The organism is Agathobaculum sp. (assembly GCF_034098985.1).
In the GTDB taxonomy this organism is placed as follows: domain Bacteria; phylum Bacillota; class Clostridia; order Oscillospirales; family Butyricicoccaceae; genus Agathobaculum.
This window is the reverse complement of the sequence record NZ_JAXEOA010000009.1, coordinates 12,455-37,251: the sequence shown is the minus strand read 5'-3', so window position 1 is coordinate 37,251 and position 24,797 is coordinate 12,455. Positions and strand designations below refer to the sequence as shown.

Here is a 24,797-nt window from a genome sequence, read left to right as displayed (position 1 = left end):
TGTTATAGTTTTTCTTCTCGCTGCCCTGTGTGGTCATACGGGTGTGCCCCATGACGGCGTTTACTCCGTTCGGCACGTGCAGCTTGAGCTGATGGGCGGGCAGCGGGCGCTTGTAGATCCGCAGCCTGCCGCCGAAATTGTAGGCGATGCCGGTCGCGTCCGTGCCGCGGCATTCGCACTCGCGGGCGAGCGTGTTCAGGATACGGTTCTTCTCCTTGGTGGATAACACGTTATCGTGGTCAATCAGACCGAACAGACTGCACATTATTCGTCCTCCTCTACCGCAACCGGCTCATTCACATAAAGATTCCGCTCTTTTAGATACTGGATCAGCCCCGGCTCGGTGATCCGGCGCAGAAAACCATGCCAGCTCATATCCTGAAGCGCTGCGTCAGACAAAGAAACAGCCACCTCGCAGAGGTGGTTTACCAGATGCAGGGTGGCCAAAAGCGTATTCAGTTTGAGCGTGCCGCGAAAGATGCGGATCTCGATCGTGTCGCCGTTTGTCAGATTCACCGCCGCATAACGTCCCGCGCCGGAATGCTTCGCATGGTCGAGCTGGTCTTTGGGACATAACCGCGCACCGTAGCGCGCCGCCCATCGGTTGAGCTGGCTCTCGGTGCGGCGCGAAAACCGCAGCATCTCCGGCCAGAATTTCTCGACGAAGTAGACAAGACGGGCAATGGCGGTCTCCTGCTGGTCGTAAGTACAACCAAACGCCAAGCGGGAGACATGTACGTGCAGGCCGCAGGTTTCGGCGCGGTGGCTGAGATAGCCCATCGAGCGGGCGGCGGCGAGCACGTCTGCCCATGGCATTTCGTTTCGATGGTAATCCAGCGTCATCGGGTGGGTGACGAGTTCAAGGCCGTCGTCCAAGCTGCCGTCCGTCTTGATGTATAGGTTTTCAGCGCTCCGGTTGCCGATGTCCAGCAGCCGCCTCGCATTGGCGGCGCTCTGGCCGCCCTCGTCAATCTCCAGTTCCACGCCGAAATGCCGCAGGCCCTTGCCGTGGAAGGACAGGTCGGGCTTGTAGTCGTATTCGTGGATAGCGGCATGGCGGGTACGACGTTCATAGCATTCCCAGCAAAAGGTTTCGTCGCTGTCCTCCGGGTAGTAGGCGTGATTGGTGCGTATCATCGCGCCGCAGTTGTCGCAGGTGGTGTAATATGCCTCGCAGCACGCCTGACAGAGGACGTGCTGTGAGTCGCCGCGGTCGTCGTCGCGGTAGATGCGCGTTTGGCATTCGTCGCAGAGGATGGTCAATTGCGCCGCGCAATCGGGGCAGAGGTCGTCATTGCCGCAGCGGAATAACTCGCTGGTAGGATGCTTCGCGCCGCAATGGCTGCAAGGGTACGTCTCGTTCATGGCGGTTTCCTCCTAAAACCATAAAAATTGCCCGGAGGTTGTTCCTCCGGGCTCACTTTTATAGTATATAGGCGGAATTGCCGCATGAACAGCTTATAGTTGACCGAGCAGCCAGCGTACGTCCACTTTCAGGATTTCGGACAACGCTTTCAGTTCGATATCGGATACCGGGCGTTTCTGCCCCTCGAGCAGCGATAACGCCGGCAGGCTGATTTCTACACCCGCTACCTGCATGCGGGCCAGCAGATCCTTTTGCAAAATCCCCTGCGCCATGCGCGCTTCGGTCACCCGCGCACCCACGATATTCCGGTTCCCCAATGCAAGCTTCCGTTTGTTCAACACCATCACCTACTGGTCGTTTTCACCAGTATATGAAATTTTGGTGTTGCTTATTTTGGCATTACCAAATATAATGGAATTATCAGATAGAACAAGGGGGATTTTGTATGTTTTGCATGAAATGCGGTCAACAGATTCCAGACACCGCAAAATTCTGTTCAAAATGCGGGGCTGCGACCGGTGTACAGGATGCTGCCGCTCTGCATGATGCCGTCCATACGGCAAACGAAACGCCGCCGCAAGCTCCGCCATCACAGCCACATGCTCCCGCGCAGAATCAGCAGCCTGCACAACAGACGTTTTTGCGCAAAGGTAAAACCGAACGCTGGACCGATGCTGATTTTAATACAGAGCAAGAAAATTTCCGTGCTTTAGTAGGCCCAAATGCTTCGTATTATCTGGAGCAGTTTTTTAATATTCAGGAGAAAGATGAGCGAAAAACCAATTGGGCAGCATTTTTTCTCGGGTTGTACCACGCCGCTTACCGTAATATGTGGCGCGAGTATGTGCAGATGTGTTATATCCCGTTTTTGATCACACAGGCAAGCGGATTGCTTGGTTTGTTTGCCATCGCATCTTTTTCATTCAATCTCACTACTTTACTCATACCGATTTCAATAGGTGGTATGATCGGTACAGGAGTACGGCATATTCAGTTTGCCATGCGGTTTAACACGATGTATATGCATCATATTGACGATATGCTCCATGGTCGCGTGCCACATCAGCCCGGAGCCAATGGTAAGGCGGCTGCCATCAGTGTTGGCATCACTTTGGCAGTTGTTTTTATTGATAACTTGCTGTCCAGCGCCGTTATGATGTCGATGCTTTATTAAAATGTTTCAAAAAGGGGGATAGCTTATGAGTAAAATTTGCTTGGAATGCGGTAACGAACTGCCCAGTGAAGCGCAATATTGCAACATCTGCGGCACTGCGATGACAGCGGAAACCTCGATTGAAAAAGATCCGCCGCCGTCACCCTCAACCGCCGAAACGTTGACCTGTCCCCAGTGTGGCGCACAGCTTCCGGCGGATGCGCAATTTTGCAGGGTATGCGGCGCTTCAACCGCTGCGCCGCTAACATGTGCGCATTGCGGCGAAAGAATTCCGCCCGGCGCGAAGTTTTGCAAGGTCTGCGGCGCACCGACAGCGGCCAAGCAGCAGGAGCAGGATGCGAAGTTCACCGCAAATGAGGAAACACATGAACACGCGGAGCACATGGCCGGAAATACACATTCCACCAGCGGTTCCGCAAACGCCGACACAGATGCTAACGCTTCGTCAGGCGGTAACGCATCCACGTCAGATACATCCTCCGCAACAGAAGGAAGCACTTCGGTTAATTGGAAAGCGGTTGGCAGTGTATTATCGACGCTCCTTACGATTATCGTACTGGTTTGGCTGTTTACCAATCATCCGGTCAGCGATACCAAAAGCATTGTGTTCGATCAGTGGGGCACGATTGAATTAGGAGATGCAGTTGATCGAAACTTCTCAGGAGTGGACTGGCGTTCTTCCAAGGTCGGAGATAGGGAATATCTGGTCACCTTTTCCGGTTTTCAGCCCGACCGCGGCATACGGCTATCGCTCACATTCCATGTCAACTATGCGGGTGACTCTGTGTATGTAAAGCCCACTTCCGGAACAAGGGACGGCGAGCCTTTCAGCGACTGGCTCTCCATTGTGTTTGCGATGGGGCTGATTTATGGCTGACAGCCAAAGGAGTGAAAAACAATGTTTTGTACCAATTGTGGCAAAGAAATAGAGTCGGGCAGCGTATTTTGCCTCCATTGCGGCGCAAGGCAGGAACAAGCGCCTGCGCCAAGCGATCCCATATCTGCGCCGGAAGATTTACTGGAGAACGTGGTTGGCACAGAAGAAAGGGAATGCTCACCAGAACGCATACCAGACACAGCAGAAGAAGAAACCATACCCGAAGCCGCGCCATCCAGCGTCTGTAACAGCGATACTGCATCCGGCCCGGATACGACGCCGCAACCGGAAACAAACGAAACGCCGCAAAACGAGGGCGCGCCGGACACGTCCGATACCGACGAAGATTGCATGCGTAAAATCGTCTGCAAAAACACGGGCTATTATCTGAAAGAATTTGCGGAAATCCGGCGAGGCGGCTGCAACAAACTGAACTGGGCTTCGTTTTTCTTTTCTCTGGCGCATGCCAGCTACCGGAATGTCTGGCGGGAATGGCTCAAGGCCATGCGTATCCCGCTTTTGGCCATTATCCCGCTTGCGTTGACGACGATTTTTGGGCTTGCCGCTTCCAACGATTCCGTACTTCTCTGCGCTATGCTGCTGGGTGCAGTGGACAGTATCTGGTTCATCGCCTGCCAAATTCTGTTTGCCAAACGCTTTAACCGTATTTATCTGGCGCATGTGGAGAAAAAGCTGTGCCACGACAATTTGTTCCCCGATCCGTCCGCCGGACGTGTCCTATGCACCTTGCTGGCTTATTGGGGCATCTGTATTGCCGCATCGTTAATATTGTTTATCACAGTTTTGATTCCTTTGGCAATGGAAGAATATCCCGAGGAGTTCCCCAATGCGACAGAGGAATATTCTGCCGATCTCCCGCCAGACAGTGTGCCCGAGCCGTCCGCGGCCGCTCAGTCGGCGCTTGACAGTTTCCTCGGCGATTGGGTGGTTGAGCGTTATAGCGGCGATTCTCCGGAGCTTGTAAATTTTTCAATACAGAGCGCGAACGGGCGATACTATTTCTCGGCAACCGCAAATTGGAAAGTACAAATCCCCAGCACGCTGATCGAAGCCGCGCCCAGCGATACAACCGCTACACAAGCGTCCGGCGAGTACACGGACAACCGCGGTAATACCGGTAAGATTACGCTCAATTTAAGCTCTACGCAGCCAGATGTTTTGTATTTGACGATCACCGTAGACAATAGCGCCGACCGTGGTCTGGCGTTGGCCTATGAATATTGCATCCGCCCGGATGCGGTTAGAACAGAACCCGCATCAGCACCGGCTAAGACACAAAAAAATGCTGCGTCAACCCCGTCACGCCCAGCATATGAAAGCCTTTCTTCTTATGAGCAGTGGGAAGCCGCAACTTTCCAAACCTTTTCTGGATATATTTATGGTTTGACAGAGGCAATCAATTATCAGGATTTCTCGCTGGTATCCCACGTGTTTGTCAAAGGCAGTCAGATATATCAGGATCAAAAAGCTCTGGTCAGTAGTTTAAGCGAACAAGGCATCACGGAAGAGGTGCTGGCTTATGACACCATTGATCAAACATTAAATGGTGACACCGCTGTCCTTATTTCGGACGAGCTGATTGGTGTAACGTATGCAGATGGCACTTATAAGGAAGTCCATCAAAGCTACGCTTATTATATGCGAATTCAGGATAGTGATATTTGGTTGATGTATGATATGAAAGAACAATGAACTATAGCGAACAAAGGAAGTTTTATTGGGGGAAGATAAATGTTTTGCAAATTTTGCGGCGCGCAATTGCCCAACGGCAGCCTGTTCTGCACGACCTGCGGCAAAAACTTGACGCCGGAGCAGGACGCGCCTGTACAGAAAGACACGGTTTCTCATGCGGCCGCGCCACAGCAAGCGCCCGATCATTCAGAGCCGCCGCTGATGGCACAGCAGGTGTGCACGCCTAAAAAGCGGTCGACGGGAAAAATCATTGCTGTTGTTGCCGCTGCTCTTGCGGTGGCAGGCCTTGTCATTGGCGGCGTCATCGCGGTAAACAACCAGCGAAAACACGAGCAGGAATTACAGGCGGCACAGGCACAAGCCGCCGAAGCGCAGCAGGCCGCCGAACAGGCGCAGCAGCAAGCCGAAGCCGCGCAGGCTGAGCGGGAACAGGCGCAAAAGGATGCCGAGCAGGCTCAAAAGGACGCGGAAACCGCCAAACAGGAAGCCGACAAGGCCAAAGCAGACGCTTCCGCACAGGCTGCGCTCATTCTTGCGGCGATTACCGCGGCGCGCGATGGCGATAGTATCTCCTTTGACGGGTATATTTTCCCCAGCGACCGGCAATATATCACCGAGGCGGATATGCTTTTCTGGGATCTAACGATCGCGCTTTTGGCCCGCAACGAGATTTTTGCGCGCCACGGCTATGTATTTGAAACCGATTATATTCAGAACTACTTTTCCGCACAAAGCTGGTATTGGCCCGATTCCTCTTATAAAGGCGGTAATCTCAACAAGGTAGAGCAGGCTAACGTCGATACGATTTTAGCCTATGAAAAGAAGAGAGGCTGGCAATGAAGTGTTTGACAATCCCGTTCTTGTCGCTTTAAATTTGTAATATGAAAGGGGAAAATATCATGAAACAACGAATTCTTTCTTTTATTCTCGCGCTGTCTTTCTGCCTGACAGCAGCTCCGTCAGCGTCCGCCGCAATGGAGAATTTTACATCGCAGCGCAGCTATAACAATACCTTTACCGATGTACCAAGCACCGCGTGGTATGCGCCCTACTTTGCAAAGACCTATGAGCTGGGGCTAGTGAATGGAACCAGTCAAACGAAATTTTCCCCACAGAATAATATTACTTTGGCACAAACGATTGCGCTGGCCGCGCGCATTCACGCAAAATATCATGGAAACGACATCCCTACTGCAAACGGCGCATGGTATACACCGTATGTTGCATATGCGGTCACCAATGATATCATTGTTCCAGATTATTTAACAGCCGCCGATTTGGATAATCAAATGGCGACTCGTCTCAGTTTCGCGTGGATGATGGTAAATGCTTTACCAGCAAAAGAATTTGCGGATATCAATCAGATTGAAGAGGATGAAATACCCGACTTACCATTATCGGTTGAGGGCGCATTTTCGGTATATGCCATGTACGAAGCAGGTATTTTGACCGGCAATGACGCTTATGGCACGTTCGAGCCGTACTCCTATATTTCGCGCGCAGAGGTTGCAACCGTTATTTCACGTATGATTGAGCCAAGTTTGCGGAAAGTATTTACTCTGCAGGCAACGCCTCGTTTGGTCGGATACGAAGGAGAGTATTTCTCTTCCGCTGGTGATCCGGTTAGAACGTGGATCGGATGTTACTTAAACATTTTTAGCATTACAAGTAGCCAAATGCTGTTTGATTTCCAGTACGAAAAAGCAGGGCATGCCGTTTTATTTACCGCCGAACCTGCGACATTTACAAGTCCAACGACTGCGACTGGATATGGAACCTTTGCGTGGGGCGACCAACCGCAAAATGCTAGTCCGGTACGATATGAGTTTGTGTTCTCAAATTATAATATACATCTGGACGTGTATCTTGCCGATTCGGAACAACCTGGTTACGAAATAGACTATACGTGCAACGGTACGATTCAAATTTAACACAGCATACTTCGCAAGTTATACTGCACTCACAAATTCCGCCAGCACCTCCATCGTCACCCTCCACTCCCGGCCGACCTTAACGGCCGGGAGTTCTCCATCTTGAATCATCTTACGTACTTGCTGGCGGGTGGTTTTGAGCAAGTAGGCGACCTCTTTGACGGTCAGGATTTCGCCCATGCCCACGGGCCGTCACTCCGGTCGGATGAACGCTGATTACTCGTGCTGCCGTTTCGCTGCTCCTTGTAAATCGAGTTGTGCAGCTTGCACACCAATATCTTCCGGAATCCCCAGTTCCCATATTGATCCTCCTGCGGCCGAATGCCGTATTTTTCAGAATACTGTCGCAGCTCTTGCTTGTCCATTTCCAGCAGACGGCAAACCTCGTCGATGGTGTAGTATTATTTCATGTCGCGATAATCGATGTATTTCATTGGGAAAACTCCTTTGTATGAATGATATGCCGAACGTAAACGCAGCACACCGCAGATCACGCTTACTCATATTTATGTTAGGCAATTCACGTCAAAAAAGCCATTCCGCGCGGCGCATGAAACAGCCCCCACAGTTCAACATGCTTATAAAAAAGGGGGACTGCACGTTGTACAACAATACTTTTTCCAAGATTAAAGACCTGCTGGAGACATTGGAGGCCGATGTAGATGCCGCGTTTGAACACCCTGAGGAGGATAGCTTAAAAGAAATGCTGCGCGTACTGGTGCTGAGCGACCGGGTTTGTATGTTGGATCCGCTTATAGCGAAGCTTGATACCATTTTGGGCAATGTCCTGCTTAGCCCAGTCGAACGGCTCCGCTGGATGGAGTTGCTGTGCAAACTGATGGCACTGCACGAGCAATCGAGGGATTTACTGCGCCGCTCGATAGAGCCGCAGGAAAACACATGATAAATGCAAATATCTGCTTCTGAAACGATCCGCTCCCGGCCTGCCCAAACGGCCGGGAGTTTTCCGTTTCGGAGCACCGGAATGCCATTCCCCTCGTTCCATTGTCACGTTCTAAGCCTCATCACTTGGTCTTCCAATATTCCATTTCAACGATAAACGGCTGATCCCCAACCGTTTCCAGCAGTTCGACCGGGCTGGGCAGCCGCTTGCAGCAAAAGCCCTTGCGCAGCGGTACTGGGTTGACACAAAGCTTCTCAAATCTCTCAAGCAGGGTATCCACTTGGATGCCCTGCTTTTGCATGCCTTTCAGCGCCTTGTCCACGGTCTGCTTGCGCTTCATCCGCTGCGCGCCCGCGTTTCCTCCAACCCGAAGCTTTCGGACAGATGCAGCTTGATCGATATGTGATCGTCAAACACAGTCACCCGCTCCACATACGTATTCACCACCTCCCGGCAGCTTTCTAGCGTGCCCTGTGCTAACATGGCCTTTGCCCGGTGGAACGCATCCGCCAGCTGTTTTCCGACCAGCGTCTGTTCGCGCCGACGAGATTCGATCCCGCTCAAATCATGCTCTACCTGTGCTCGCTGCTGCTCCAACTCGCGCAGTTTATCCGTCAGAGCAGCGGAACCGGTCTGTGCGATCACGCCGACAATATTCTCGATCTGGACGCTGAGCTCCCCGTGCCGCTTTTGAAGCCGCTCGTATTCCTGCGCGTCCGCACCGCCTTGCTTGCACAGGAAATCCGCGTATTCCTTTTCTAAACGCGGCAGCAGCTTATCGTTAAACAGCCGCTCCGACAATACGCGCAACACAGTACGCTCGATGTCCTCTTTCCGGATCTCCTTGCTGTCACACCGGATCGCGTTATTTTTACGGCCGCACCGATACGAGGTATAGCCCACATGACCGGCATACGCTTTTCGATGATTCCCAACATAAGCAGAACCGCACTTCCCACAGACGATTTTGCCTGTCAGCAAATACGGCTCTTTTGCTTTGTGTCTCGCGCCTTTATGCCTGCGCCGCCGGAATGTCTCCTGCACACGCTGAAACGTTTCCTTGTCGATAATTTGTGGCACAGCCCCCTCCAACCGGATAATTTCGCTCTCATCTTTCAGGGCATGGCGGTTAAACTTGCCATCCACTGATTTGGCTACCGAGCGATTATAGATGTAAACACCCGTATACTTTTCGTTCCGCAGGATCTCATGGATCGAGTTCTTGCCGAACGGACGGCCGCGCTTGGTCGTGTAGCCGCCGCTGTTGAGCCTGTCTCGCATTTGGGTATGCCCCAGCCCCTCCCGAGACATGGCGAAAATCAGCCGTACCGCTTCCGCTTCCCGCTCGTTGATCACCAGCTTTCGTGTCTGCGGATCGACGTCGTACCCGAGCGGCGGAACACCGCCTACATGAATGCCCTTGCGCGCGTTCTCCTTTTTTCCTTTCTCTACCTCGCGCGCCAAATTGCGGGAATAATATTCGTTAAAACCCTCGATGACCGATTCCAAAATCACACTTTCCGGGCTGCCGTCCAAATTTTCCAGCACCGAATGCAGGGCGACGTTCGCCAGCCGCAGTTTGCGCTTATAAAACGCGCTGTCGTACCGGTCGCGTGAAAAGCGGTCGAGCTTGTGAACGATCACTACATCAAATTGCCCGCGCTGCGCGTCCACGATCATCCGCTGAAATTCCGGACGCTGATCGGTCGTGGCCGATTTGGCACGGTCAATGTAGCTGCCGCACAGCAGTAGATGGTTGTTTTCTGCATAGGTTTCGATTGCATGCAGCTGCGCGTCGATCGACTCTTCCCGCTGCATTTCCGAGCTAAAGCGGGCGTACGCGACAGCCCGCAACGATTTCTCCTTACGGGCTGCCATATTGCGCCCTCCCTTATTTCATTTAATGGTGCTGATTAGGCCGTTTCCTCCAGTTCGCATGCTACCTGCACCTCGAAAATCATCCTGCATAGCAGTTCCCACTCCGGCTGTAAGCTCGCCGTATCATGTTCAATGTTGACGTGTACACATCGCTCTTGGCTTGTCATACATTTCTCCTCCTCAAGGTTATAATACATACTCAGCTTAAACGCTTTTCCGTTTATCCCCTTGTTGAACGATGCGTGAAAAAGTACAGTCATCAGAACCATCCGTTACGACTTCGCTTGTGCCATCCTCCTCGATCTCTTGTAGGATATGCGGGAGACTGAGCAGCTTGTCCCGGTAAAAGTTCTTCTTAAGTGGAATCGGGCTGACGCCAAGGGTGGCAAACCGTACGAGTATTTGTTTTCGCTCATATGCGCCCAACCCATATTCCCCTGCAACCGCCCGCAGGGCATGATCCAGCGTCGGACGCTTGCACAAAGCACCCACCAATGCCAACATGTGACGTTTCTCCTCTGCCGAATATGTGGCATCTACTATACGCTCCTCCAGTAGCCCGGGTTTACAAAAGTCCTCTGCGGGAAAGCAGCGCTGTAGATGCTTTAACAGAAGCCGCCTGCTGTGAAGCGCGAGCGCCTTGAGCGTCTCCCATGAATCTCCCTCAGTATCAAACTTTTTTGCCGCCCTGCGGATATAAGCGCGCCTATATTGTACCTCGATACGCAGCACACCGTTTGGCAGTTTCTCTTTCTCGAGCAGCAGGCCGTTATCTGTGATATGGAATACTTTATCATAAAGCGCCACGTCGACCGCACCGGCATGAAACAGAATAATGTGTTTCATCTCGGGATACAGTCGTTTATACTTTGACGGCTCCGGCCACTTTCGCGCTGTCCGGATCAACTCTCGCGCGATTTTTGATTGCGGACAGACCAGATTGACGCACAAGTCGGCGCGGCTTAACCTCCAGTCCTCGAAAAACTCGGGCAAGCCCTGTTCCCGCATCACATCGGTAAACCGCTCATACAGTCGCTCCAGCGAGCACTCATCCCGCGGCATTGTGCCAAGATAGCTGCTGTTCCGGTCGAGCAGCTTCCGCGGATTAATGACCGCCTTGACCAACGGACGGATATTCCCCTGCCGATCATATTTCGTATAGTAAACCCGCACACCGTCACGCGCCCGCGATTTGTCGCAATATGCGCCCCGCGCGAACTCGTACATAGCAGGCTTTTTCTTATCTTTTGCATCTTGAAATGCCCGCGAAATGTGTTCTTTGAACTCGCGATGTGATAAGGGTGTCCTTACCTCGAACGTATGTATTGAATAGCCCTCAGCCGTGAGCATTGCTTTTCTCTTTTTTCGTCCCATCGCAATCCCTCCAGAAATGCTTTTAAATCTCTGTTGGGATGAATGTAAAAGACTACATGCGGCTGGAAAAAGTGGCATGCTAAAACAGATGTATAGAGTTATCAACTTGATACGTATCGAGCTTGCGTTCTTTAAAGGTTAAGATTTGTTTTACTATAATAATGGGTTCGCCAGCTATCCGGCGCTATCTATAGCTTTCCTTATGTCTCTTGGATTTGTTCTCTTACTCCGCATATAGGAACATAGGAACACAAGAACACGACCAAAAACCGAACTTTTTGCACAAAAAAGAGACCTGCCGAAGCAGGTCTCTTTTCATCAGTTTTTCTCTTGTTTAAACGTCTCCAGCAGCCGCTCCCGCAGGTCATCGGGCAGAAAATCCAGTTCGTCCAACATCAGAATAACGGACGGCACCGGCTTGTTATCGTTCAATGCGCGTGGTATGCGCGCCTTTCTCGATCCTTTCTTTTGCGGCGCAAAATACTTTGGCGTCGCACTGTTTTCGCAGTATGAGAGCACTTCCTTTGCATCGCATTTGCACGGACAATGCTTTTCAAACTGCTCTAGAAATTCATCCCGTACAAAAAACACAGCCGCCTGCTGCTCTTTTGTCTTGACAATCTCGAATGTTCGCCGATACCCATAGTATCGAAACCCCGGGTCGTCTTCAGCGCACTCGGGACAAATTTCCTTCTCGCTACCTCGAGGAATATAAGGAAGTCTCGTTAGGTCGTTCAGTGTCTGCGCTACGGTGCGCCGGAACAGCTCTGGATAATCTTCTTTTGAAAGGTTCTTCTCCTCCAGCGGCACATCTGGTTCTGACATTGGACAGCAGCCCGGTAAAATCAGATTGCGCCATAGCGGCTGGCATGTCTGACTTATATCAGACCGCGATACGTCACTTCCGTCAGCACAAGCAAGTTTGTCAAAGGAGCCTGCGACAAACTTGGCAAGCAGATCGGCGGACAATAAGCGGAGTTTCGGCCAGAAATAATCGCGTTTATTGACATTGACACGCTTCATGCATGTATCAAGTGCACGCCACATTGCCTTGATTTGCTTCTGATACTTCCGGTGTTTTTTCTTGCCGTCGGTTGCAATGCGGCAAATATCTTGAAGACATTGTTCAAAGGCCTGCATAACCAACCTCACGGCTTCGGTTTTTTTCTTGCCAAGCGGGAATCCCGCTTCGTTTAGCTGCACTGGTAGGATGCCGCACCGTTCAATCTTTTGATTTTTCTTTGTAATCAGCAGAACAGATGCCCACGGGTTTTCATCGAGAAATCGTTCTGCTTCGCCCTTTTTCAGCATACGCTGATCAATGATCACAGCCGTGTCCCGATATTGCATTGGCAGACGAGCACGCTTCACCTTGAAATAAGCCGAAGATTCCAAACGATCTCCATTATAGTTCTCCGGGAATAAGACTGGACTTTTCGATTGGCTCACGTCAAAGTCAACGTGATTAGGTACGAGCACCTTTGCCAAGCGCTCTAGTTCATCACGTACCAAGTCATCTGAATCTGCCTCAATGCGGTAGATCGGCGCTCTCCTTCGGGCGCGCGGACAAGGTTCCAAGCCCAGCTTATCGATCATGCGGGCAATGTATCCAGTGCTTAAACTGAGCAGTATTGTTCGCCAGTCTCCTGCCTCGTCTGCAGGCGGCTCGGTCATGATGCGATAAAAGGTGCGCTGAACCTTACCGTTCAGTTGTACTGGCTCAGGTGCGCAGACGCAGCTAGCCATGTCGCGATTCGCGCGCAACTGCTTCCAGCGTCCACCACGCGCCTTTACATACTCTTTGGCCTCGCTCTTGGTCGGGAATTTCTTGACCTGCCCATGCTTGCTGACTAAATACACCACGCCATTATCATAGCAGACTGCGGTATATTTTTTCTGGCTGCCCGTGTTTTGTTCACTCATTGTTAATTCCTCCATTTGTTTTATTCTTCAAATGGATTTTTGTATGAGAGCATAAAAAATCCACAGAAATCTAAAAAAGCGCACACTTTACCATTCAAAAAAGAAACTATAAGGACATTTTCTTGCACTCTTTTGTACTTTGTGACTGGCAAATTTATTTGCTTTTTTAGTATCTGTGGCAAATATTTATCAATAGTTTAAAAACTTAATTTTGAGATGAAATTCACTTCCTTCCTATGTTTTTTCTTAAGCATAACGCTGACGGCACATTTTGTCAAGCAAAAACACAAAACCCCCGCGGTCTTTCGACCGCGAGGGTTTGGATGGCGGAGAAGGAGGGATTTGAACCCTCGCGACCCTTTCGAGCCCTACTCCCTTAGCAGGGGAGCCCCTTCACCACTTGGGTACTTCTCCATACCAATATCAAGTTTTGCCCCGTCAGGGTAAATGGCGGAGCGGGTGGGATTCGAACCCACGCGCCCTTTCAGGCAAACGGTTTTCAAGACCGCCTCGTTATGACCACTTCGATACCGCTCCGTATCATGCCCGATAAGCAATAGTTATTATACTATACCGGGCACGCCCTGTCAATCTTTTTTCAGTTTATCCGCCCATTCGGCTTCCTTAAAGCCGGGCAAAGCAAAGTCTTCGCCTACCATAAGCGGCCGTTTGACCAGCATCCCATCTGTCGCGAGCAGCGCATACTGCTCGTCCTCGCTCATTTCCGGCAGCTTATCCTTCAGGCCGAGCGCCTTATATTGCAGGCCGCTCGTATTAAAAAAGCGGCGGAGCGGCAAGCCGCTCTTTTGATGCCACGCGCGAAGCTCGCTTTCGGTCGGACGGTCGAGTTTGATATCGCGTTCTTCATACGGCACGCCCTGTCCGTCCAGCCATTTTTTCGCTTTCTGGCAGGTGGTGCATTTGGGATAGCATACAAACAGCATTTTATTTCCTCCTTAAGCTTTTGGGGAACGCGGACGCAGGTCGAGCAGCGCCCGTTCGACACTCCAATAGAACGCCTCTTCCCCCAGCAGGTCGACCACGCCTGCGCGGCGCATCATGGTCATCGCCGCCGTCGGCAGGCCGCACAGCACCACGTCCATCCTCTGTTCCCGCAGGCTGTCCAGCAGGGTCAGCAGCGTCTGCGCTGCCGATACGTCGACCATAGGCACGCCGCGCATCGAAAGCAACAACGTGTCGCACCCCGCCGCACGTTCGGCAATCTCCTCCACTGTGCCAATATTGGCGAATAGCAGCGGTCCGGTGATATAAGCAACCATCGCGTTGTCATAGCGTGCGATGAGCGCCGGGTTGTCGATTTTGACACGGCTCATATCTACCCGCTCATAATTGACCTGCAATTTGCTCAGCCGCGCGACCATCAGAATCAGCCCGAGCGCCACGCCGACCGCGATCGCCACCGTCAGATCAAATACAATCGTACAAACCATGGTCACGATAAATTTTGCAACCGCGCCCTTAAATTTATGCGAGAAAATATAGCGAATCGCGTGCCATTCGTTCATGCGCCACGCGGTCACCATCAGCACGCCCGCCAGTCCTGCGAGCGGCACATGCTGGATCACAGGCGCCAGCACGAACATCATAATAAGCAGCCCAAGCGCATGAAACACGCCGGTCAGCCGCGTCTGTGCACCCGAGCGTACGGCTACCGAGGTGCGCGCGAGCGCGGCGGTCGCCGGGATGCCACCGAACAGCGGCAGCACCAGATTACCCACGCCCTGCGCGAGCAGCTCCTGATCATTATTGAGCTTGACGCCGGTTGCACGCCCGGCGGATGCGCCGCACAGCAGGCTTTCCAACATGTTGAGCACCGCAATGGAAAACGCAGGCGCGAGCAGCGCGGGCACCATGCCCCAGTCGATTGCGGACAGGTTCAACCGGTCTTCGAGCAGCAGGGTTTGGGGGATCTCTCCCACGGTCGCAATGTCCAGCCCGAACAGCATGGTTGCCGCCGTGGCAAGCACGATGCCGATGAGCGAGGCCGGGACGACCGCGTTCCATTTCTTCGGGAAGAACGCCATCAGCAGCACGACAAACAGCGCGACTGCAACCGTTGTCCAATCGGGCGAAAAGCCCAGCGTGCGGTAGGAAAGCAGCTTTTCAACTGCCGAGCCGCCCTCCGAGTGCGTACCGAAAAAGTTATCCACCTGCCCGAGCGCGATGATGACCGCGATGCCCGATGTAAAGCCCGTGATGACGGGCGCAGGCACAAACGCAGTCAGGTTGCCCAGATGCAGCACCGCGGCCAGAACCAGCAGGATGCCTGCGAGAAAGGCCGCAAGGAACATGCCCTGCATCCCGTAAACACTGATGAGCGAACCCAGGATGGCTGCCATAGCCCCAGTCGGCCCCGATATTTGATAATACCCCCCGGTTAGTGCGGAGATTACCAGCCCCGCGATGATAGCGGTCACCAGGCCAATAGCCGCCGTCGCTCCAGCGGATACGCCGAATGCGAGCGCGAGCGGCAGCGCCACCGCCGCTACCGTCAGACCCGCCATCAGATCCTTTGCTAATTTCTGTCCATTATAACCGGCAAACTCCCGCCGGAGCTGCCGCAAAAACTCGCTTCCCATGTTATCCCCCAATATTGTGTTTATTCTATGCCACTTTGCGGCACATTCTGCATTTCCGGTTCAGCAATCGGCTCCCGCGCCAGCAGAAACAACTCGGCCAGCAGCAGCACGCAGGCCGCCACCGTCACGCCGCCGCGAAGCAGGGTCTTGGCCGGCCAGTCTACCGCGCGCATGCCCATCAGCCATGCAACGCCGTACCCCCCCAGGTCGGACACCGCGATCACGGTCGCGGAGGCGCTGAAAAACGCAAGCAGCGACGGGTTCGGCTTGCCATAAAGCAGGCGCGCCAGATGGTAAAACGCGAGCACAAGCAGTACGTCGGCCACCAGGCCGAAGCCGAACGAAGGCAGCTTGGGGTCGATGCAAGTCATGCGGTAAGTGACGAGCAGATGCGCGCAGCTCCAGATCAACGGCGGCAACGTCAGCGCGGCCGACCGGGCGGTCATAGTCCGCCCCTGCGCGCCCGCAAGTCCGAGCAGGCTCGCTCCCGCAATCACGGTAAGCGCAGCATAAACATATTCAAGCGCGCGCGCCCACACGGCGGCGTCTTGTTCGGGAACGCGCAGCGTGGTCAGCAAATAGGCCACGCCGCCCAGCGCGACCAGCAGGCCCGCGGTCACCGCGGCCGTGCGGAAGCTGACGTTCTGCGTGCCGAGCAGCGTTTCAAACGGCGTGTGTTTTTCCGCGCGAAGCGGCAGCGCGCATACCGCGAATACCACCGCCGCCAGTGCAAACAGCGCGATGCAGGCGGTCAGCCACACGCTGCCCGCGGCCGGCAGGCCGGTGCCGATCTCAAAACCGTTCAGCAGGTGCAGCGCGCGCACAGCGACGCCGGGCACGCACAGACCGATCGTGAGCGCCGGAAGCGCTTTATAGGATTTCATCTATGAGTTCCTCCTCATCGGGATCAATTTGACATACAAAAGTAGTATAGCACAATCCCCTTCTCTCGGCAATGAAAAAGGACGCTTTTTAAAAGCGTCCTTCATGTGTATGCCGATTAGATATGGTCGGTCTTGGGCATGCGCACAGCTTCGCCGTTTACAAATTCGGTGTTTGCCGGCGTCTGCCGCTTCATGCCAAACTTGAGCAGAACCGGCGTGATCAGTGTTGTTACAATAACCATGAGCACGATCGGCGGGAAAAAGTGCGGGTCAATCAACCCAGCCTGCTCGCCCTTCTGCGCCACGATCAGCGCAACCTCGCCGCGTGACACCATGCCGAGGCCGACGGAAAGCGCATCGTAGGTTTGAAAGCCCATCAGCTTTGCGCCCAGCCCGCAGCCGATCACCTTGGACAAGATCGCGATCAGCGTCAGCACCACGGCAAACAGCACCATCATACCGGTTAGCCCGTGCAGCTCGGTCTTGATGCCGATGGAGGCAAAAAACAGCGGTGAGAAGAGCATATAGCTCAAAACAGTCAGTTTTTTCGCCGCGTATTCACGCGTATCAGAAATATTGCATAGAATCAGGCCCGCGAAATACGCACCCGTAATGTCCGCGATACCGAAGAAATGTTCGGCCACAAAGGAGAGCAGGAAGCAGAACGCCAGCGCGTAGATCGCGATGCGCCGGTGCTTGCTCCAAACGCTGTCCATCTTGGAAAACGCCTTGTGCATGATGATGCCGATGATACCGAGGAATACAAAGAACAGCGCGATGCGGCCAAATACCATGAGCGGCTGTACATCCGGATCGGTGAAACCGGTCAGCACGGTCAGCACGATGATGCCCAGAATATCGTCAATCACGGCCGCGCCCAGAATAGCGGTGCCCACCTTGCTTTTCAGCTTCCCCATCTCGCGCAGCGTTTCGACTGTGATCGAAACCGAAGTCGCGGTCAGCACGACGCCAATAAAAATCGCCTTGAGCATATTCTGCGGATCGCCGCCGTTGCTGTCAAACAACAGGTAGCAGCCCAGGCCGCCGACCAGCGGCACGATCACGCCAATGAGCGCAATGATGAACGACGCGAAGCCGGTCTGCTTCAGTTCATCTAGATCGGTGTCCAGCCCGGCGGTGAACATCAGGATAATAACGCCGATCTCGGATGCTTTCATCAGAAAATCGGTTTCGGACACGATATTGAAAACGCTCGGCCCGAGCAGCAGACCAGCGATCAGCGCGCCGACGACCTGCGGCATGTGCACCTTTTCCGATGCAAGCCCCAAAACCTTGGTCGATAGCAATATCAGCGCTATGACCAGCAAAAATGTGTAATCCATAAAACAACCTCCCCGATACCAGGGTTCCCCCTTACCTATTAAATATATTGCCTCATGCTCTCTCAAAAGCATCCTCTATTATAGTCCTGCGAGCCTGCCCGGTTCAAGCGTCTTAACGGAAAATTATCGCCAGTTTTCACAGGGAAAAACCATCTATTCTTGTTTGAAATGTGCAATTCCTCCTAAACGGTGGCAAAATAAAAAATCCGTCCACACAGGACGGATTTTTTATACGCTTGGGTAAGTTCTTATGTAAGAAACTTAGCCTTCCGAGATCGCGCCTACCGGGCAGGAACCCGCGCAGGAACCGCAATCGATGCAGGAGCCTGCATTGATCTCGTACTTGCCATCGCCCTCAGCGATCGCGCCTACCGGGCAAGCGCCCGCGCAGGAACCACAGCTGATGCAAGCGTCAGAAATTACGTATGCCATTGGTGTTGCACCTCCCATTTGATTTACAACTCTATTCTAACACAACACCTTTAAAAAGCAAGCAAAACAACTTGTTAGTGTTGGCTAACTTTTACAGATTATGCAAACCATCAAAAACCACTAAATTACTGTGATCAAGCGAGAAAACAAGAGATAATTCTACATTTATGAGACGCTATCAAAAATAATAGTCAGAATTGGTCAGAAAAAATGCTTGCATTTTCCGAAAGAGCGTTTATAATAAAATCATAGGTCAGACAAGGTCAGGAACGGCCGAATAACTGATCTAGAGGAGAGGTACACCATGAAAATGAGCGATGTGATCGCCGATTTTATCGGCGAGATGCTGTCGGCCGGCGGCGGTGTGGCCGAACTGCAGCGCAAAAGCCTGGCGGACCGGTTCGACTGTGTGCCCAGCCAGATTAATTACGTGATCGAAACACGCTTTTCGCCGGATAACGGCTATCTGGTCGAGAGCCAGCGCGGCGGCGGCGGATTTATCCGCATCATCCGGGTCATGGGAGATAAGCAGCGCACGCTTGTCGAGGCGGCGCGCGGCGTCGGCGGCGCGCTGACACAGAACAGCGCGGCCAAGCTCACCCGGGCGCTGGTCTCCGCCGAACTGCTTTCACCAACCGAAGGGCAGCTTTTGCTGTCCGCCTGTTCGGACGGCGCGCTGCAGGAGGTCGATCCCGCGGACCGCGACCGGCTGCGCGCCTCGATCTTCCGGTGCGCGATCCTGGGGATCGCGACCTGATTCCCCTTATAAAAACGTAAAATCAAACCGACAGACGACTTCCCGAAAGGAGCAATGCCTTATGAAATGCGAAAAATGCGGTAAGAATGAAGCGACAACGTTCTTCAGCGAGAACATCAACGGACAAAAGCGCGAGCTGCACCTGTGCGGCGAATGCGCCAAGGAAATGAATCTGGGCAGCGCGTTTGAAAACGCGTTTCAGAGCTTTGGTCACCTGTGGAGCGACCCGTTCCACTCGTTTCTGGGCGGCGGCTTCGGCTCCCTGTTCCCGGATACACTGGGCGCACCCACGGCGTCCATGCTTGGCACCGAACGCAAATGCCCGTCCTGCGGCATGAACGAGCGCGAACTCCGGCAGTCCGGGCGCGTCGGCTGTCCCGACTGCTATACCGCTTTTGCAGATATTCTGAACCCCTATGTGCAAAAAGTGCACGGTGCGACCCGGCATATCGGCGCCGCGCCCGCTGCCGCCGAGGAGCCGCAGCAGGACCCGGTCGCGGCGCTTCGCGCGCAGCTTCAGGAAGCGGTCGCCAGCGAAGACTATGAGCAGGCCGCGCGCCTGCGCGACGAGATCCACAGACTGGAGGGCGAAGCGAAATGAGCATGTTTTCCATCACCGGCGGGTTTCTGGGTCTGGCGGCCTCGTCCCGCGTGCGCCTCGCGCGCAATTTGAAAGGCTATCCGTTCCGCCTGACGGAAGCGCAGCAGGCCGAGATCGCGGAAAAGGTATTTTCGGCGCTGCAAAAGAACCCAACCGTCGGCCCGGAGTTTCAGAAAAGGCAGATCGTGCCCCGCTCATCTGAAGCGCTCGCGCTCGTTGAGCAGCATCAAATCTCGCCCGAGCTGGCGCAGAACGGCGGCTATCTCATCGCTTCGCAGGATAAGGGCGTCTCCATTATGATCGGCGAGGAGGATCATCTGCGCCTGCAGGCCATCGGCGCGGGGCTGTGCCCTACGGAATGCCTCGAGACTGCCGAACGCGTGGCCGCGCTGATCGAAAACGAGCTTCCTTTCGCCTATGACGAGCAGCTCGGCTACCTGACCGCGTGCCCGACCAATGTTGGCACCGGGCTGCGCGCCTCGGTCATGCTGCATCTGCCCATACTGACGCAGACGCGCGGCATCCAGCAGGTCATTGGCTACGCGGGCAGCCGCGGCTGCGCTGTACGCGGCGCATACGGCGAGGGTTCGGAGGCTGTCGGCGGCTTTTACCAGGTCTCAAATCAGGTGACGTTGGGCGCGTCAAGCGCCGAGCTGACCGAACGGCTGGTCGAGACTGCGGCCGCAATTCTCGACGCGGAAAAGAAAACGCGCGAACAGGTGCGCGGCTCGGACGGTGCGCGCCTGCGCGACCGCATCTGCCGCGCGGCTGGCACCATGCGGTCGGCCTATTTGATGGACACGAACGAAGCCGTATCCTGCATTTCGGATGTGCTCGTCGGCTTGCAGATGGGCTATCTTTCGGGCGCGGACCCGCAGGCGCTTTATGAACTGGAACAGGCGGTGCGTCCGGCTATGCTGCTCGGCACGCCGCAGGAGCGCGACCAGAAGCGCGCGACTTTGATGCGCGAGGCCGCCAAAACCATTCAAATCGTTTAATTATTCACAGTTTACACTCGAAAGGAGTGCTGCTTTATGTTTTATCAAAACCGTTTCACCGAGCGCGCCGCGAACGCTTTGGCGCTCGCTCAGCGCGCGGCTGGCGAGTTCGGCCACAGTTATATCGGCTCGGAACATCTGCTTTTAGGCCTGCTGCGCGAGGGCGGCGGCCCGGCCGCCAAGGCGCTCGCCGCGGCAGGCGTGGCCGACGACAAGCTTTCCGCGGAGATCGAAAAGCTTTCGGGACGCGGCACGCCGGATTCCTCCGCCCCGCAGGGCATGACCCCGCGCACCAAGCGCATCATCGAGCTGGCCATTTCGGCTGCCGCGCGCATGGGCGCCAGCTATGTCGGCACCGAGCACTTGCTGCTCGGCATCCTGGGTGAGGGGCAGAACGTCGCGCTGACCGCGCTCGCCAGCCTCGGCGTGACGCAGGGCACGCTCGAAACCAAGCTTTCCGAGGCGCTCGGCGTGCAGGAGCAGGGCGAATTCACGGCGGACGGTATGCCGGGCGCAGCTCCGGGCGCATCGGGCGACGCGCTTTCCCAGTTCGGCCGCGACCTGACCGCCGCCGCGAAAGAGGGCAAGCTCGACCCGGTCATCGGGCGGGCGAACGAGATCCAGCGCGTCATTCAGATTTTGTCGCGCCGCACCAAGAACAACCCCGCGCTCATCGGCGATCCCGGCGTCGGCAAGACCGCCGTAGCCGAGGGGCTGGCGCAGAAGATCATCGCGGGCGACGTGCCCGAGACCCTCAAAGACAAACGCCTCGTTTCTCTCGACCTGACCGGCATGATCGCGGGCACCAAGTACCGCGGCGAATTTGAGGAACGCATTAAAAAGGTCATCGAAGAGTTGACCGCGAAAAAGGATACCATCCTGTTTATTGACGAGATGCACATGCTGATGGGCGCGGGCGCCGCCGAGGGCGCGGCCGACGCGGCCAACATTTTAAAGCCCGCGCTCTCGCGCGGGGAGATCCAGGTCATCGGCGCGACCACGCTCGACGAATACCGCAAGCACGTAGAAAAGGACGCGGCGCTCGAACGCCGGTTCCAGCCCGTGCAGATTGACGAACCCAGCCCGGAAGACGCGGTCGAGATCCTCAAAGGCCTGCGCGACCGCTACGAGGCGCACCACCGCCTGTCCATCCCGGACGACGCCATCGAAGCCGCAGTCAAGCTGTCCGTGCGCTATGTTTCCGGCCGGCAGCTCCCCGACAAGGCTATTGACGTCATCGACGAGGCGTGCTCGCGCGTCCGCCTGTCGTCGCTCACCGCCCCGCCCGACCTCAAGGAGATTGAGGACGAGATCGCGTCCCTCGCGGCGCGCAAGGAAGAGGCGGTCAAGGGGCAGGACTATGAGACCGCCGCGCGCCTGCGTGACGAGGAGAAAAACAAACGCGAAGCGCTTGAAGCGCGCAAAAAAGAGTGGGCCGACAGCCAGACCAAGGCGCACGGCGCGGTCACCGAGGCCGATATTGCCGCGGTCATCTCGGGCTGGACGGGCGTGCCCGTTTCCCGCCTGACCGAAGACGAGGGCGAGCGCCTGCTGCACCTCGAGGACACGCTGCACGCGCGTGTGGTCGGCCAGAACGAGGCCGTCACTGCGGTCTCCAAGGCCATCCGGCGCGGGCGCGTCGGCCTGCGCGACCCGAAACGCCCCATCGGCTCGTTCCTTTTCCTCGGCCCCACCGGCGTGGGCAAGACCGAGCTGAGTAAGGCGCTGGCCGAGGCCATGTTCGGCGATGAAAACGCGATGATCCGCGTCGATATGTCGGAATACATGGAAAAGCACGCGGTTTCGCGCATGATCGGCTCGCCTCCGGGCTACGTCGGCTACGACGAGGGCGGACAGCTCTCTGAAAAGGTGCGGCGGCATCCGTATTCGGTCGTGCTGTTTGACGAGATCGAAAAAGCGCACCCGGACGTGTTCAACATCCTGCTCCAGATTCTGGAGGACGGCGTACTGACCGACGGGCAGGGCCGCCACGTCGATTTCAAGAACACCATCATCATCATGACCTCGAACATCGGCGCGCAGAAGATCACGGGGGCGGGCCGCAAGACGCTCGGCTTTACCGCGGGCGAGAAGTCCGAATCCGAGCGCACGTTCGAGCAGATCAAGGAAGACGTGCTGGGCGAGCTGAAAACCGCCGTCCGCCCCGAGTTTTTGAACCGCATTGACGATATCATCGTCTTTAACCGCCTGTCCGAGGACGAGATCGCCCAAATCGCGGACAGCATGCTGCGGCAGGTCGCGTCCCGCATGCGGGAGAGCGATATCGAGATGGACTGGACGGACGAGGCCAAAAAGCACCTCGCCAAAGCCGGGTTCGACCCTGTCTACGGCGCGCGGCCGCTGCGCCGCGCGGTGACAAGCGAGGTCGAGGATTTGGTGGCGGAGTCCATGCTTCGCGGCGAAACCAAGGCGGGGGCGCGCGTCACGCTCGATGTTTCGGACGGCAAACTGGCGCTCCGGCCCGCCGCCGAAGCATAAAAAACCGTTTTTCATTTAAGTACGCCAAAAGGGCGCCGCGTAAGCGGCGCCCTTTCTTTTATTCTTCATTAACCGGGCGGATCACCAGTTCCTGTTCCTTGCGCACGCGGCCGTCCTCCTTTACGGACAGGTTCACCGTAAACAGCCCGTCTTCATAGGAAACCGAGATATCCGCCTGCAAGTTGCCGGTGTAGGTGCGGCTGCCCAGGAGCGGCTCGCCGCCGACGGTCAAATGCCCGTCCCCATCGGCCTCGACCGACACGCCTTTGCCGTACACCGCGCTGTCGAAGCTGCCGTCCGCCTTGGGGCTCCGCGCGTAGCGCAGCTCGTCGCCCACAGCGGCGGACAAGGTGGAAAACAGGACGGACGCCTCCGCGTCCGCGGTAGCCTCATGATAGACGCGCGCCGCCGCGGGAACGCCCGCCGTCAGCCCCGCGCCCAGCACGCCCAGCACCGCGACCGCCGCGAGCAGCTCGGCCAGCGTCATGCCCGCGCGGGAACGCATCTTGCGTTTTATTTTCATGGCGCACCGCCTTCTTCCGGGAGCGCATAGGCATAAAATGCTCCGTTTTGCACGCGCGGCACGTCTTTAACGGTATCCGTGCCCACCATGACCGAAACGGTATCCGCATGGCCCTGCATCTGCTCCGTCTGGGAGACGTTTTGATAAAAGCTGTCGTCTTTTCGTGCGGCCATGCCGTTGACGCTCGCGGCATAAGTCACCATACCGGCGAACGCGGCCATGCCGAGCGACAGGATCAGGATGGCGGCGACCACTTCGATCAGCGTTTCGCCCTTTTGGCTTTTCAGCTTACGCTTCAGCATCATCCGCCCGCCCCTTTCGTATCTCCCCCGCCGTCCACGAGGCCGTGACCGCGCTGTGGCGGACGGTCATTTCGTGATGGATGGTCTCGGTTACCGGGTTGCCTGCCTCGTCCGTTCCCTGTGAAGTGGTCGTCCAGCTGACCGTGCGTTCCTCATCGGTCTGCCGCAGGATGGGGGCAAACGTGAGCGCCATGGGAGAGTGGTAGGGGTGCGTATCCTCGGTGTCAAGCGCGAGCGTCATTCCATATGTCTCGTCCATTTGGTACTTCACCGTCACCCTTGGCATGTCGGGCGCGGCCACCGTCCATATGGCGCTGCGTTCTTCCGCTGAAACGCCCTCATACCGCGCCTGAAACACGTTTTTTGCGTCGTCCCCGATGAGCGTGAATAAGCTGGGCAGTTGCTCCGCATCCATCCCTTTGAGGGTGTAATGTGGCTGCGCCAGCCGTCCCGGCGCGTTTTCACCGCCCACTTGCTTCTCGTACAGCGCGTCAAACGATACGCCCTCGATCTCGTCCCGGAGCAGTTCCGCCGCCGATCGGACGGCAAAATAGGCCTGCTGCTCGCCCTCGATGCGCTTGACGCGTCCGGCGTTTGCAGAAGCGGCGGTCAGCACCACCGCGCCCACCGTCAGGCAGAGCAGAAAGAAGATCAGCGCAATGACGATCGACGCACCCGATTCGCTTTTCAGTTTTCGGCGAAGGTTTCTCATTGCGCC

Annotated in this window: 27 protein-coding genes, 2 tRNA genes and 1 pseudogene; 10 read left to right on the top strand and 20 right to left on the bottom strand. The window is 55.4% G+C overall.

Annotation, left to right across the window (positions count from 1 at the left end):
* The 3 genes and pseudogenes from SO058_RS02095 to SO058_RS02085 all read right to left on the bottom strand — a co-directional run.
* Positions 1 to 265: pseudogene (locus SO058_RS02095) on the bottom strand (hypothetical protein); the annotation flags it as partial.
* A complete protein-coding gene (locus SO058_RS02090; RefSeq protein WP_320841346.1) occupies positions 265 to 1,365 on the bottom strand; it encodes a zinc-binding protein in 1,101 nt (366 codons plus the stop codon). The gene SO058_RS02090 and the pseudogene SO058_RS02095, both read right to left, overlap by 1 nt.
* A gap of 93 nt (positions 1,366 to 1,458) precedes the next feature.
* Complete coding sequence (locus tag SO058_RS02085; RefSeq protein ID WP_320841345.1) at positions 1,459 to 1,704, bottom strand: helix-turn-helix domain-containing protein; 246 nt, start codon at positions 1,702 to 1,704, stop codon at positions 1,459 to 1,461.
* 107 nt (positions 1,705 to 1,811) lie between these two features.
* Between SO058_RS02085 and SO058_RS02080 the strand changes: the two genes are divergently transcribed.
* Genes SO058_RS02080 through SO058_RS02060 form a run of 5 tightly spaced genes read left to right on the top strand, consistent with a single transcriptional unit; the run spans position 1,812 to position 7,061 of the window.
* Positions 1,812 to 2,540, top strand: a complete 729-nt coding sequence (locus SO058_RS02080) for a zinc ribbon domain-containing protein (RefSeq protein WP_320841344.1) — start codon at positions 1,812 to 1,814, stop codon at positions 2,538 to 2,540.
* Positions 2,541 to 2,565: 25 nt separating this feature from the next.
* Positions 2,566 to 3,417, top strand: coding sequence for a zinc ribbon domain-containing protein (locus tag SO058_RS02075; protein WP_320841343.1), 852 nt, complete (start codon positions 2,566 to 2,568; stop codon positions 3,415 to 3,417).
* Positions 3,418 to 3,438: 21 nt separating this feature from the next.
* Positions 3,439 to 5,130 (top strand): zinc ribbon domain-containing protein, encoded by a 1,692-nt coding sequence (locus tag SO058_RS02070; RefSeq protein WP_320841342.1) that lies wholly within the window; start codon positions 3,439 to 3,441, stop codon positions 5,128 to 5,130.
* 39 nt (positions 5,131 to 5,169) lie between these two features.
* Positions 5,170 to 5,970, top strand: a complete 801-nt coding sequence (locus SO058_RS02065) for a YARHG domain-containing protein (protein ID WP_320841341.1) — start codon at positions 5,170 to 5,172, stop codon at positions 5,968 to 5,970.
* Between the two features lie 59 nt (positions 5,971 to 6,029).
* Positions 6,030 to 7,061 (top strand): S-layer homology domain-containing protein, encoded by a 1,032-nt coding sequence (locus SO058_RS02060; protein WP_320841340.1) that lies wholly within the window; start codon positions 6,030 to 6,032, stop codon positions 7,059 to 7,061.
* Positions 7,062 to 7,079: 18 nt separating this feature from the next.
* Here SO058_RS02060 and SO058_RS02055 read toward each other — a convergent pair whose 3' ends face one another.
* On the bottom strand, positions 7,080 to 7,241 hold the full coding sequence (locus tag SO058_RS02055) for a helix-turn-helix domain-containing protein (RefSeq protein WP_320841347.1): 162 nt from the start codon (positions 7,239 to 7,241) through the stop codon (positions 7,080 to 7,082).
* Complete coding sequence (locus tag SO058_RS11110) at positions 7,226 to 7,453, bottom strand: hypothetical protein (protein WP_442872231.1); 228 nt, start codon at positions 7,451 to 7,453, stop codon at positions 7,226 to 7,228. The genes SO058_RS02055 and SO058_RS11110 overlap by 16 nt, the downstream gene beginning before the upstream one ends.
* A gap of 209 nt (positions 7,454 to 7,662) precedes the next feature.
* Here SO058_RS11110 and SO058_RS02050 point away from each other — a divergent pair, with 209 nt between their 5' ends.
* The gene (locus tag SO058_RS02050; protein WP_320841339.1) at positions 7,663 to 7,965 is read left to right on the top strand and encodes a hypothetical protein; all 303 of its coding nucleotides are present in this window, start codon (positions 7,663 to 7,665) and stop codon (positions 7,963 to 7,965) included.
* A gap of 121 nt (positions 7,966 to 8,086) precedes the next feature.
* On the opposite strand, the gene SO058_RS02045 is transcribed toward SO058_RS02050, so the two are convergent.
* From SO058_RS02045 to SO058_RS01990, 12 genes are all read right to left on the bottom strand, one after another.
* Positions 8,087 to 8,305 (bottom strand): hypothetical protein, encoded by a 219-nt coding sequence (locus tag SO058_RS02045; RefSeq protein ID WP_320841338.1) that lies wholly within the window; start codon positions 8,303 to 8,305, stop codon positions 8,087 to 8,089.
* A complete protein-coding gene (locus tag SO058_RS02040; protein ID WP_320841337.1) occupies positions 8,302 to 9,843 on the bottom strand; it encodes a recombinase family protein in 1,542 nt (513 codons plus the stop codon). Before SO058_RS02040 ends, SO058_RS02045 begins: the two co-directional genes overlap by 4 nt.
* Positions 9,844 to 9,878: 35 nt before the next feature.
* Entirely contained in the window at positions 9,879 to 10,010 is a 132-nt protein-coding gene (locus SO058_RS02035) for a hypothetical protein (RefSeq protein ID WP_320841336.1), read from the bottom strand.
* A 37-nt stretch (positions 10,011 to 10,047) separates the two neighbouring features.
* On the bottom strand, positions 10,048 to 11,070 hold the full coding sequence (locus SO058_RS02030) for a hypothetical protein (RefSeq protein ID WP_320841335.1): 1,023 nt from the start codon (positions 11,068 to 11,070) through the stop codon (positions 10,048 to 10,050).
* Between the two features lie 465 nt (positions 11,071 to 11,535).
* Entirely contained in the window at positions 11,536 to 13,140 is a 1,605-nt protein-coding gene (locus SO058_RS02025) for a hypothetical protein (RefSeq protein WP_320841334.1), read from the bottom strand.
* Positions 13,141 to 13,464: 324 nt separating this feature from the next.
* Positions 13,465 to 13,554, bottom strand: a tRNA-Ser gene (locus tag SO058_RS02020).
* Between the two features lie 34 nt (positions 13,555 to 13,588).
* A tRNA-Ser gene (locus SO058_RS02015) sits at positions 13,589 to 13,677 on the bottom strand.
* A 50-nt stretch (positions 13,678 to 13,727) separates the two neighbouring features.
* Positions 13,728 to 14,084: an arsenate reductase family protein gene (locus SO058_RS02010; protein ID WP_320841333.1), complete on the bottom strand. Its 357-nt coding sequence runs from the start codon at positions 14,082 to 14,084 to the stop codon at positions 13,728 to 13,730.
* A gap of 12 nt (positions 14,085 to 14,096) precedes the next feature.
* Entirely contained in the window at positions 14,097 to 15,740 is a 1,644-nt protein-coding gene (locus SO058_RS02005; protein WP_320841332.1) for a SulP family inorganic anion transporter, read from the bottom strand.
* 20 nt (positions 15,741 to 15,760) lie between these two features.
* Positions 15,761 to 16,624: a hypothetical protein gene (locus SO058_RS02000; protein ID WP_320841331.1), complete on the bottom strand. Its 864-nt coding sequence runs from the start codon at positions 16,622 to 16,624 to the stop codon at positions 15,761 to 15,763.
* 116 nt (positions 16,625 to 16,740) lie between these two features.
* Positions 16,741 to 17,967, bottom strand: coding sequence for a cation:proton antiporter (locus tag SO058_RS01995; RefSeq protein ID WP_320841330.1), 1,227 nt, complete (start codon positions 17,965 to 17,967; stop codon positions 16,741 to 16,743).
* Positions 17,968 to 18,228: 261 nt separating this feature from the next.
* The gene (locus SO058_RS01990; RefSeq protein WP_320841329.1) at positions 18,229 to 18,399 is read right to left on the bottom strand and encodes a DUF362 domain-containing protein; all 171 of its coding nucleotides are present in this window, start codon (positions 18,397 to 18,399) and stop codon (positions 18,229 to 18,231) included.
* Positions 18,400 to 18,703: 304 nt separating this feature from the next.
* Between SO058_RS01990 and SO058_RS01985 the strand changes: the two genes are divergently transcribed.
* The 4 genes from SO058_RS01985 to SO058_RS01970 all read left to right on the top strand — a co-directional run bounded on the left by SO058_RS01985 (position 18,704) and on the right by SO058_RS01970 (position 23,254).
* Positions 18,704 to 19,156: a CtsR family transcriptional regulator gene (locus tag SO058_RS01985; RefSeq protein ID WP_320841328.1), complete on the top strand. Its 453-nt coding sequence runs from the start codon at positions 18,704 to 18,706 to the stop codon at positions 19,154 to 19,156.
* Between the two features lie 61 nt (positions 19,157 to 19,217).
* The gene (locus tag SO058_RS01980) at positions 19,218 to 19,757 is read left to right on the top strand and encodes a UvrB/UvrC motif-containing protein (RefSeq protein ID WP_320841327.1); all 540 of its coding nucleotides are present in this window, start codon (positions 19,218 to 19,220) and stop codon (positions 19,755 to 19,757) included.
* Positions 19,754 to 20,755, top strand: coding sequence for an ATP--guanido phosphotransferase (locus tag SO058_RS01975; protein WP_320841326.1), 1,002 nt, complete (start codon positions 19,754 to 19,756; stop codon positions 20,753 to 20,755). The genes SO058_RS01980 and SO058_RS01975 overlap by 4 nt, the downstream gene beginning before the upstream one ends.
* Before the next feature lie 36 nt (positions 20,756 to 20,791).
* A complete protein-coding gene (locus SO058_RS01970) occupies positions 20,792 to 23,254 on the top strand; it encodes an ATP-dependent Clp protease ATP-binding subunit (RefSeq protein WP_320841325.1) in 2,463 nt (820 codons plus the stop codon).
* A 58-nt stretch (positions 23,255 to 23,312) separates the two neighbouring features.
* Here the strand turns inward: SO058_RS01970 and SO058_RS01965 are convergent, their stop codons facing one another.
* Genes SO058_RS01965 through SO058_RS01955 form a run of 3 tightly spaced genes read right to left on the bottom strand, consistent with a single transcriptional unit; the run spans position 23,313 to position 24,791 of the window.
* Positions 23,313 to 23,777 (bottom strand): type II secretion system protein, encoded by a 465-nt coding sequence (locus tag SO058_RS01965; protein ID WP_320841324.1) that lies wholly within the window; start codon positions 23,775 to 23,777, stop codon positions 23,313 to 23,315.
* Complete coding sequence (locus SO058_RS01960) at positions 23,774 to 24,082, bottom strand: type IV pilus modification PilV family protein (RefSeq protein WP_320841323.1); 309 nt, start codon at positions 24,080 to 24,082, stop codon at positions 23,774 to 23,776. The genes SO058_RS01965 and SO058_RS01960 overlap by 4 nt, the downstream gene beginning before the upstream one ends.
* Positions 24,066 to 24,791: a hypothetical protein gene (locus SO058_RS01955; RefSeq protein WP_320841322.1), complete on the bottom strand. Its 726-nt coding sequence runs from the start codon at positions 24,789 to 24,791 to the stop codon at positions 24,066 to 24,068. The genes SO058_RS01960 and SO058_RS01955 overlap by 17 nt, the downstream gene beginning before the upstream one ends.
* Positions 24,792 to 24,797: the final 6 nt, after the last annotated feature.

Coding starts and splice junctions, on each gene's coding strand:
- SO058_RS02090 (WP_320841346.1), bottom strand. CDS start 1,365: ATGAACGAGACGTACCCTTGCAGCCATTGCGGCGCGAAGCATCCTACC.
- SO058_RS02080 (WP_320841344.1), top strand. CDS start 1,812: ATGTTTTGCATGAAATGCGGTCAACAGATTCCAGACACCGCAAAATTC.
- SO058_RS02075 (WP_320841343.1), top strand. CDS start 2,566: ATGAGTAAAATTTGCTTGGAATGCGGTAACGAACTGCCCAGTGAAGCG.
- SO058_RS02070 (WP_320841342.1), top strand. CDS start 3,439: ATGTTTTGTACCAATTGTGGCAAAGAAATAGAGTCGGGCAGCGTATTT.
- SO058_RS02065 (WP_320841341.1), top strand. CDS start 5,170: ATGTTTTGCAAATTTTGCGGCGCGCAATTGCCCAACGGCAGCCTGTTC.
- SO058_RS02060 (WP_320841340.1), top strand. CDS start 6,030: ATGAAACAACGAATTCTTTCTTTTATTCTCGCGCTGTCTTTCTGCCTG.
- SO058_RS02055 (WP_320841347.1), bottom strand. CDS start 7,241: ATGGGCGAAATCCTGACCGTCAAAGAGGTCGCCTACTTGCTCAAAACC.
- SO058_RS02045 (WP_320841338.1), bottom strand. CDS start 8,305: ATGAAGCGCAAGCAGACCGTGGACAAGGCGCTGAAAGGCATGCAAAAG.
- SO058_RS02040 (WP_320841337.1), bottom strand. CDS start 9,843: ATGGCAGCCCGTAAGGAGAAATCGTTGCGGGCTGTCGCGTACGCCCGC.
- SO058_RS02035 (WP_320841336.1), bottom strand. CDS start 10,010: ATGACAAGCCAAGAGCGATGTGTACACGTCAACATTGAACATGATACG.
- SO058_RS02030 (WP_320841335.1), bottom strand. CDS start 11,070: ATGTACGAGTTCGCGCGGGGCGCATATTGCGACAAATCGCGGGCGCGT.
- SO058_RS02025 (WP_320841334.1), bottom strand. CDS start 13,140: ATGAGTGAACAAAACACGGGCAGCCAGAAAAAATATACCGCAGTCTGC.
- SO058_RS02010 (WP_320841333.1), bottom strand. CDS start 14,084: ATGCTGTTTGTATGCTATCCCAAATGCACCACCTGCCAGAAAGCGAAA.
- SO058_RS02005 (WP_320841332.1), bottom strand. CDS start 15,740: ATGGGAAGCGAGTTTTTGCGGCAGCTCCGGCGGGAGTTTGCCGGTTAT.
- SO058_RS02000 (WP_320841331.1), bottom strand. CDS start 16,624: ATGAAATCCTATAAAGCGCTTCCGGCGCTCACGATCGGTCTGTGCGTG.
- SO058_RS01995 (WP_320841330.1), bottom strand. CDS start 17,967: ATGGATTACACATTTTTGCTGGTCATAGCGCTGATATTGCTATCGACC.
- SO058_RS01990 (WP_320841329.1), bottom strand. CDS start 18,399: ATGGCATACGTAATTTCTGACGCTTGCATCAGCTGTGGTTCCTGCGCG.
- SO058_RS01985 (WP_320841328.1), top strand. CDS start 18,704: ATGAAAATGAGCGATGTGATCGCCGATTTTATCGGCGAGATGCTGTCG.
- SO058_RS01980 (WP_320841327.1), top strand. CDS start 19,218: ATGAAATGCGAAAAATGCGGTAAGAATGAAGCGACAACGTTCTTCAGC.
- SO058_RS01975 (WP_320841326.1), top strand. CDS start 19,754: ATGAGCATGTTTTCCATCACCGGCGGGTTTCTGGGTCTGGCGGCCTCG.
- SO058_RS01970 (WP_320841325.1), top strand. CDS start 20,792: ATGTTTTATCAAAACCGTTTCACCGAGCGCGCCGCGAACGCTTTGGCG.
- SO058_RS01965 (WP_320841324.1), bottom strand. CDS start 23,777: ATGAAAATAAAACGCAAGATGCGTTCCCGCGCGGGCATGACGCTGGCC.
- SO058_RS01960 (WP_320841323.1), bottom strand. CDS start 24,082: ATGATGCTGAAGCGTAAGCTGAAAAGCCAAAAGGGCGAAACGCTGATC.
- SO058_RS01955 (WP_320841322.1), bottom strand. CDS start 24,791: ATGAGAAACCTTCGCCGAAAACTGAAAAGCGAATCGGGTGCGTCGATC.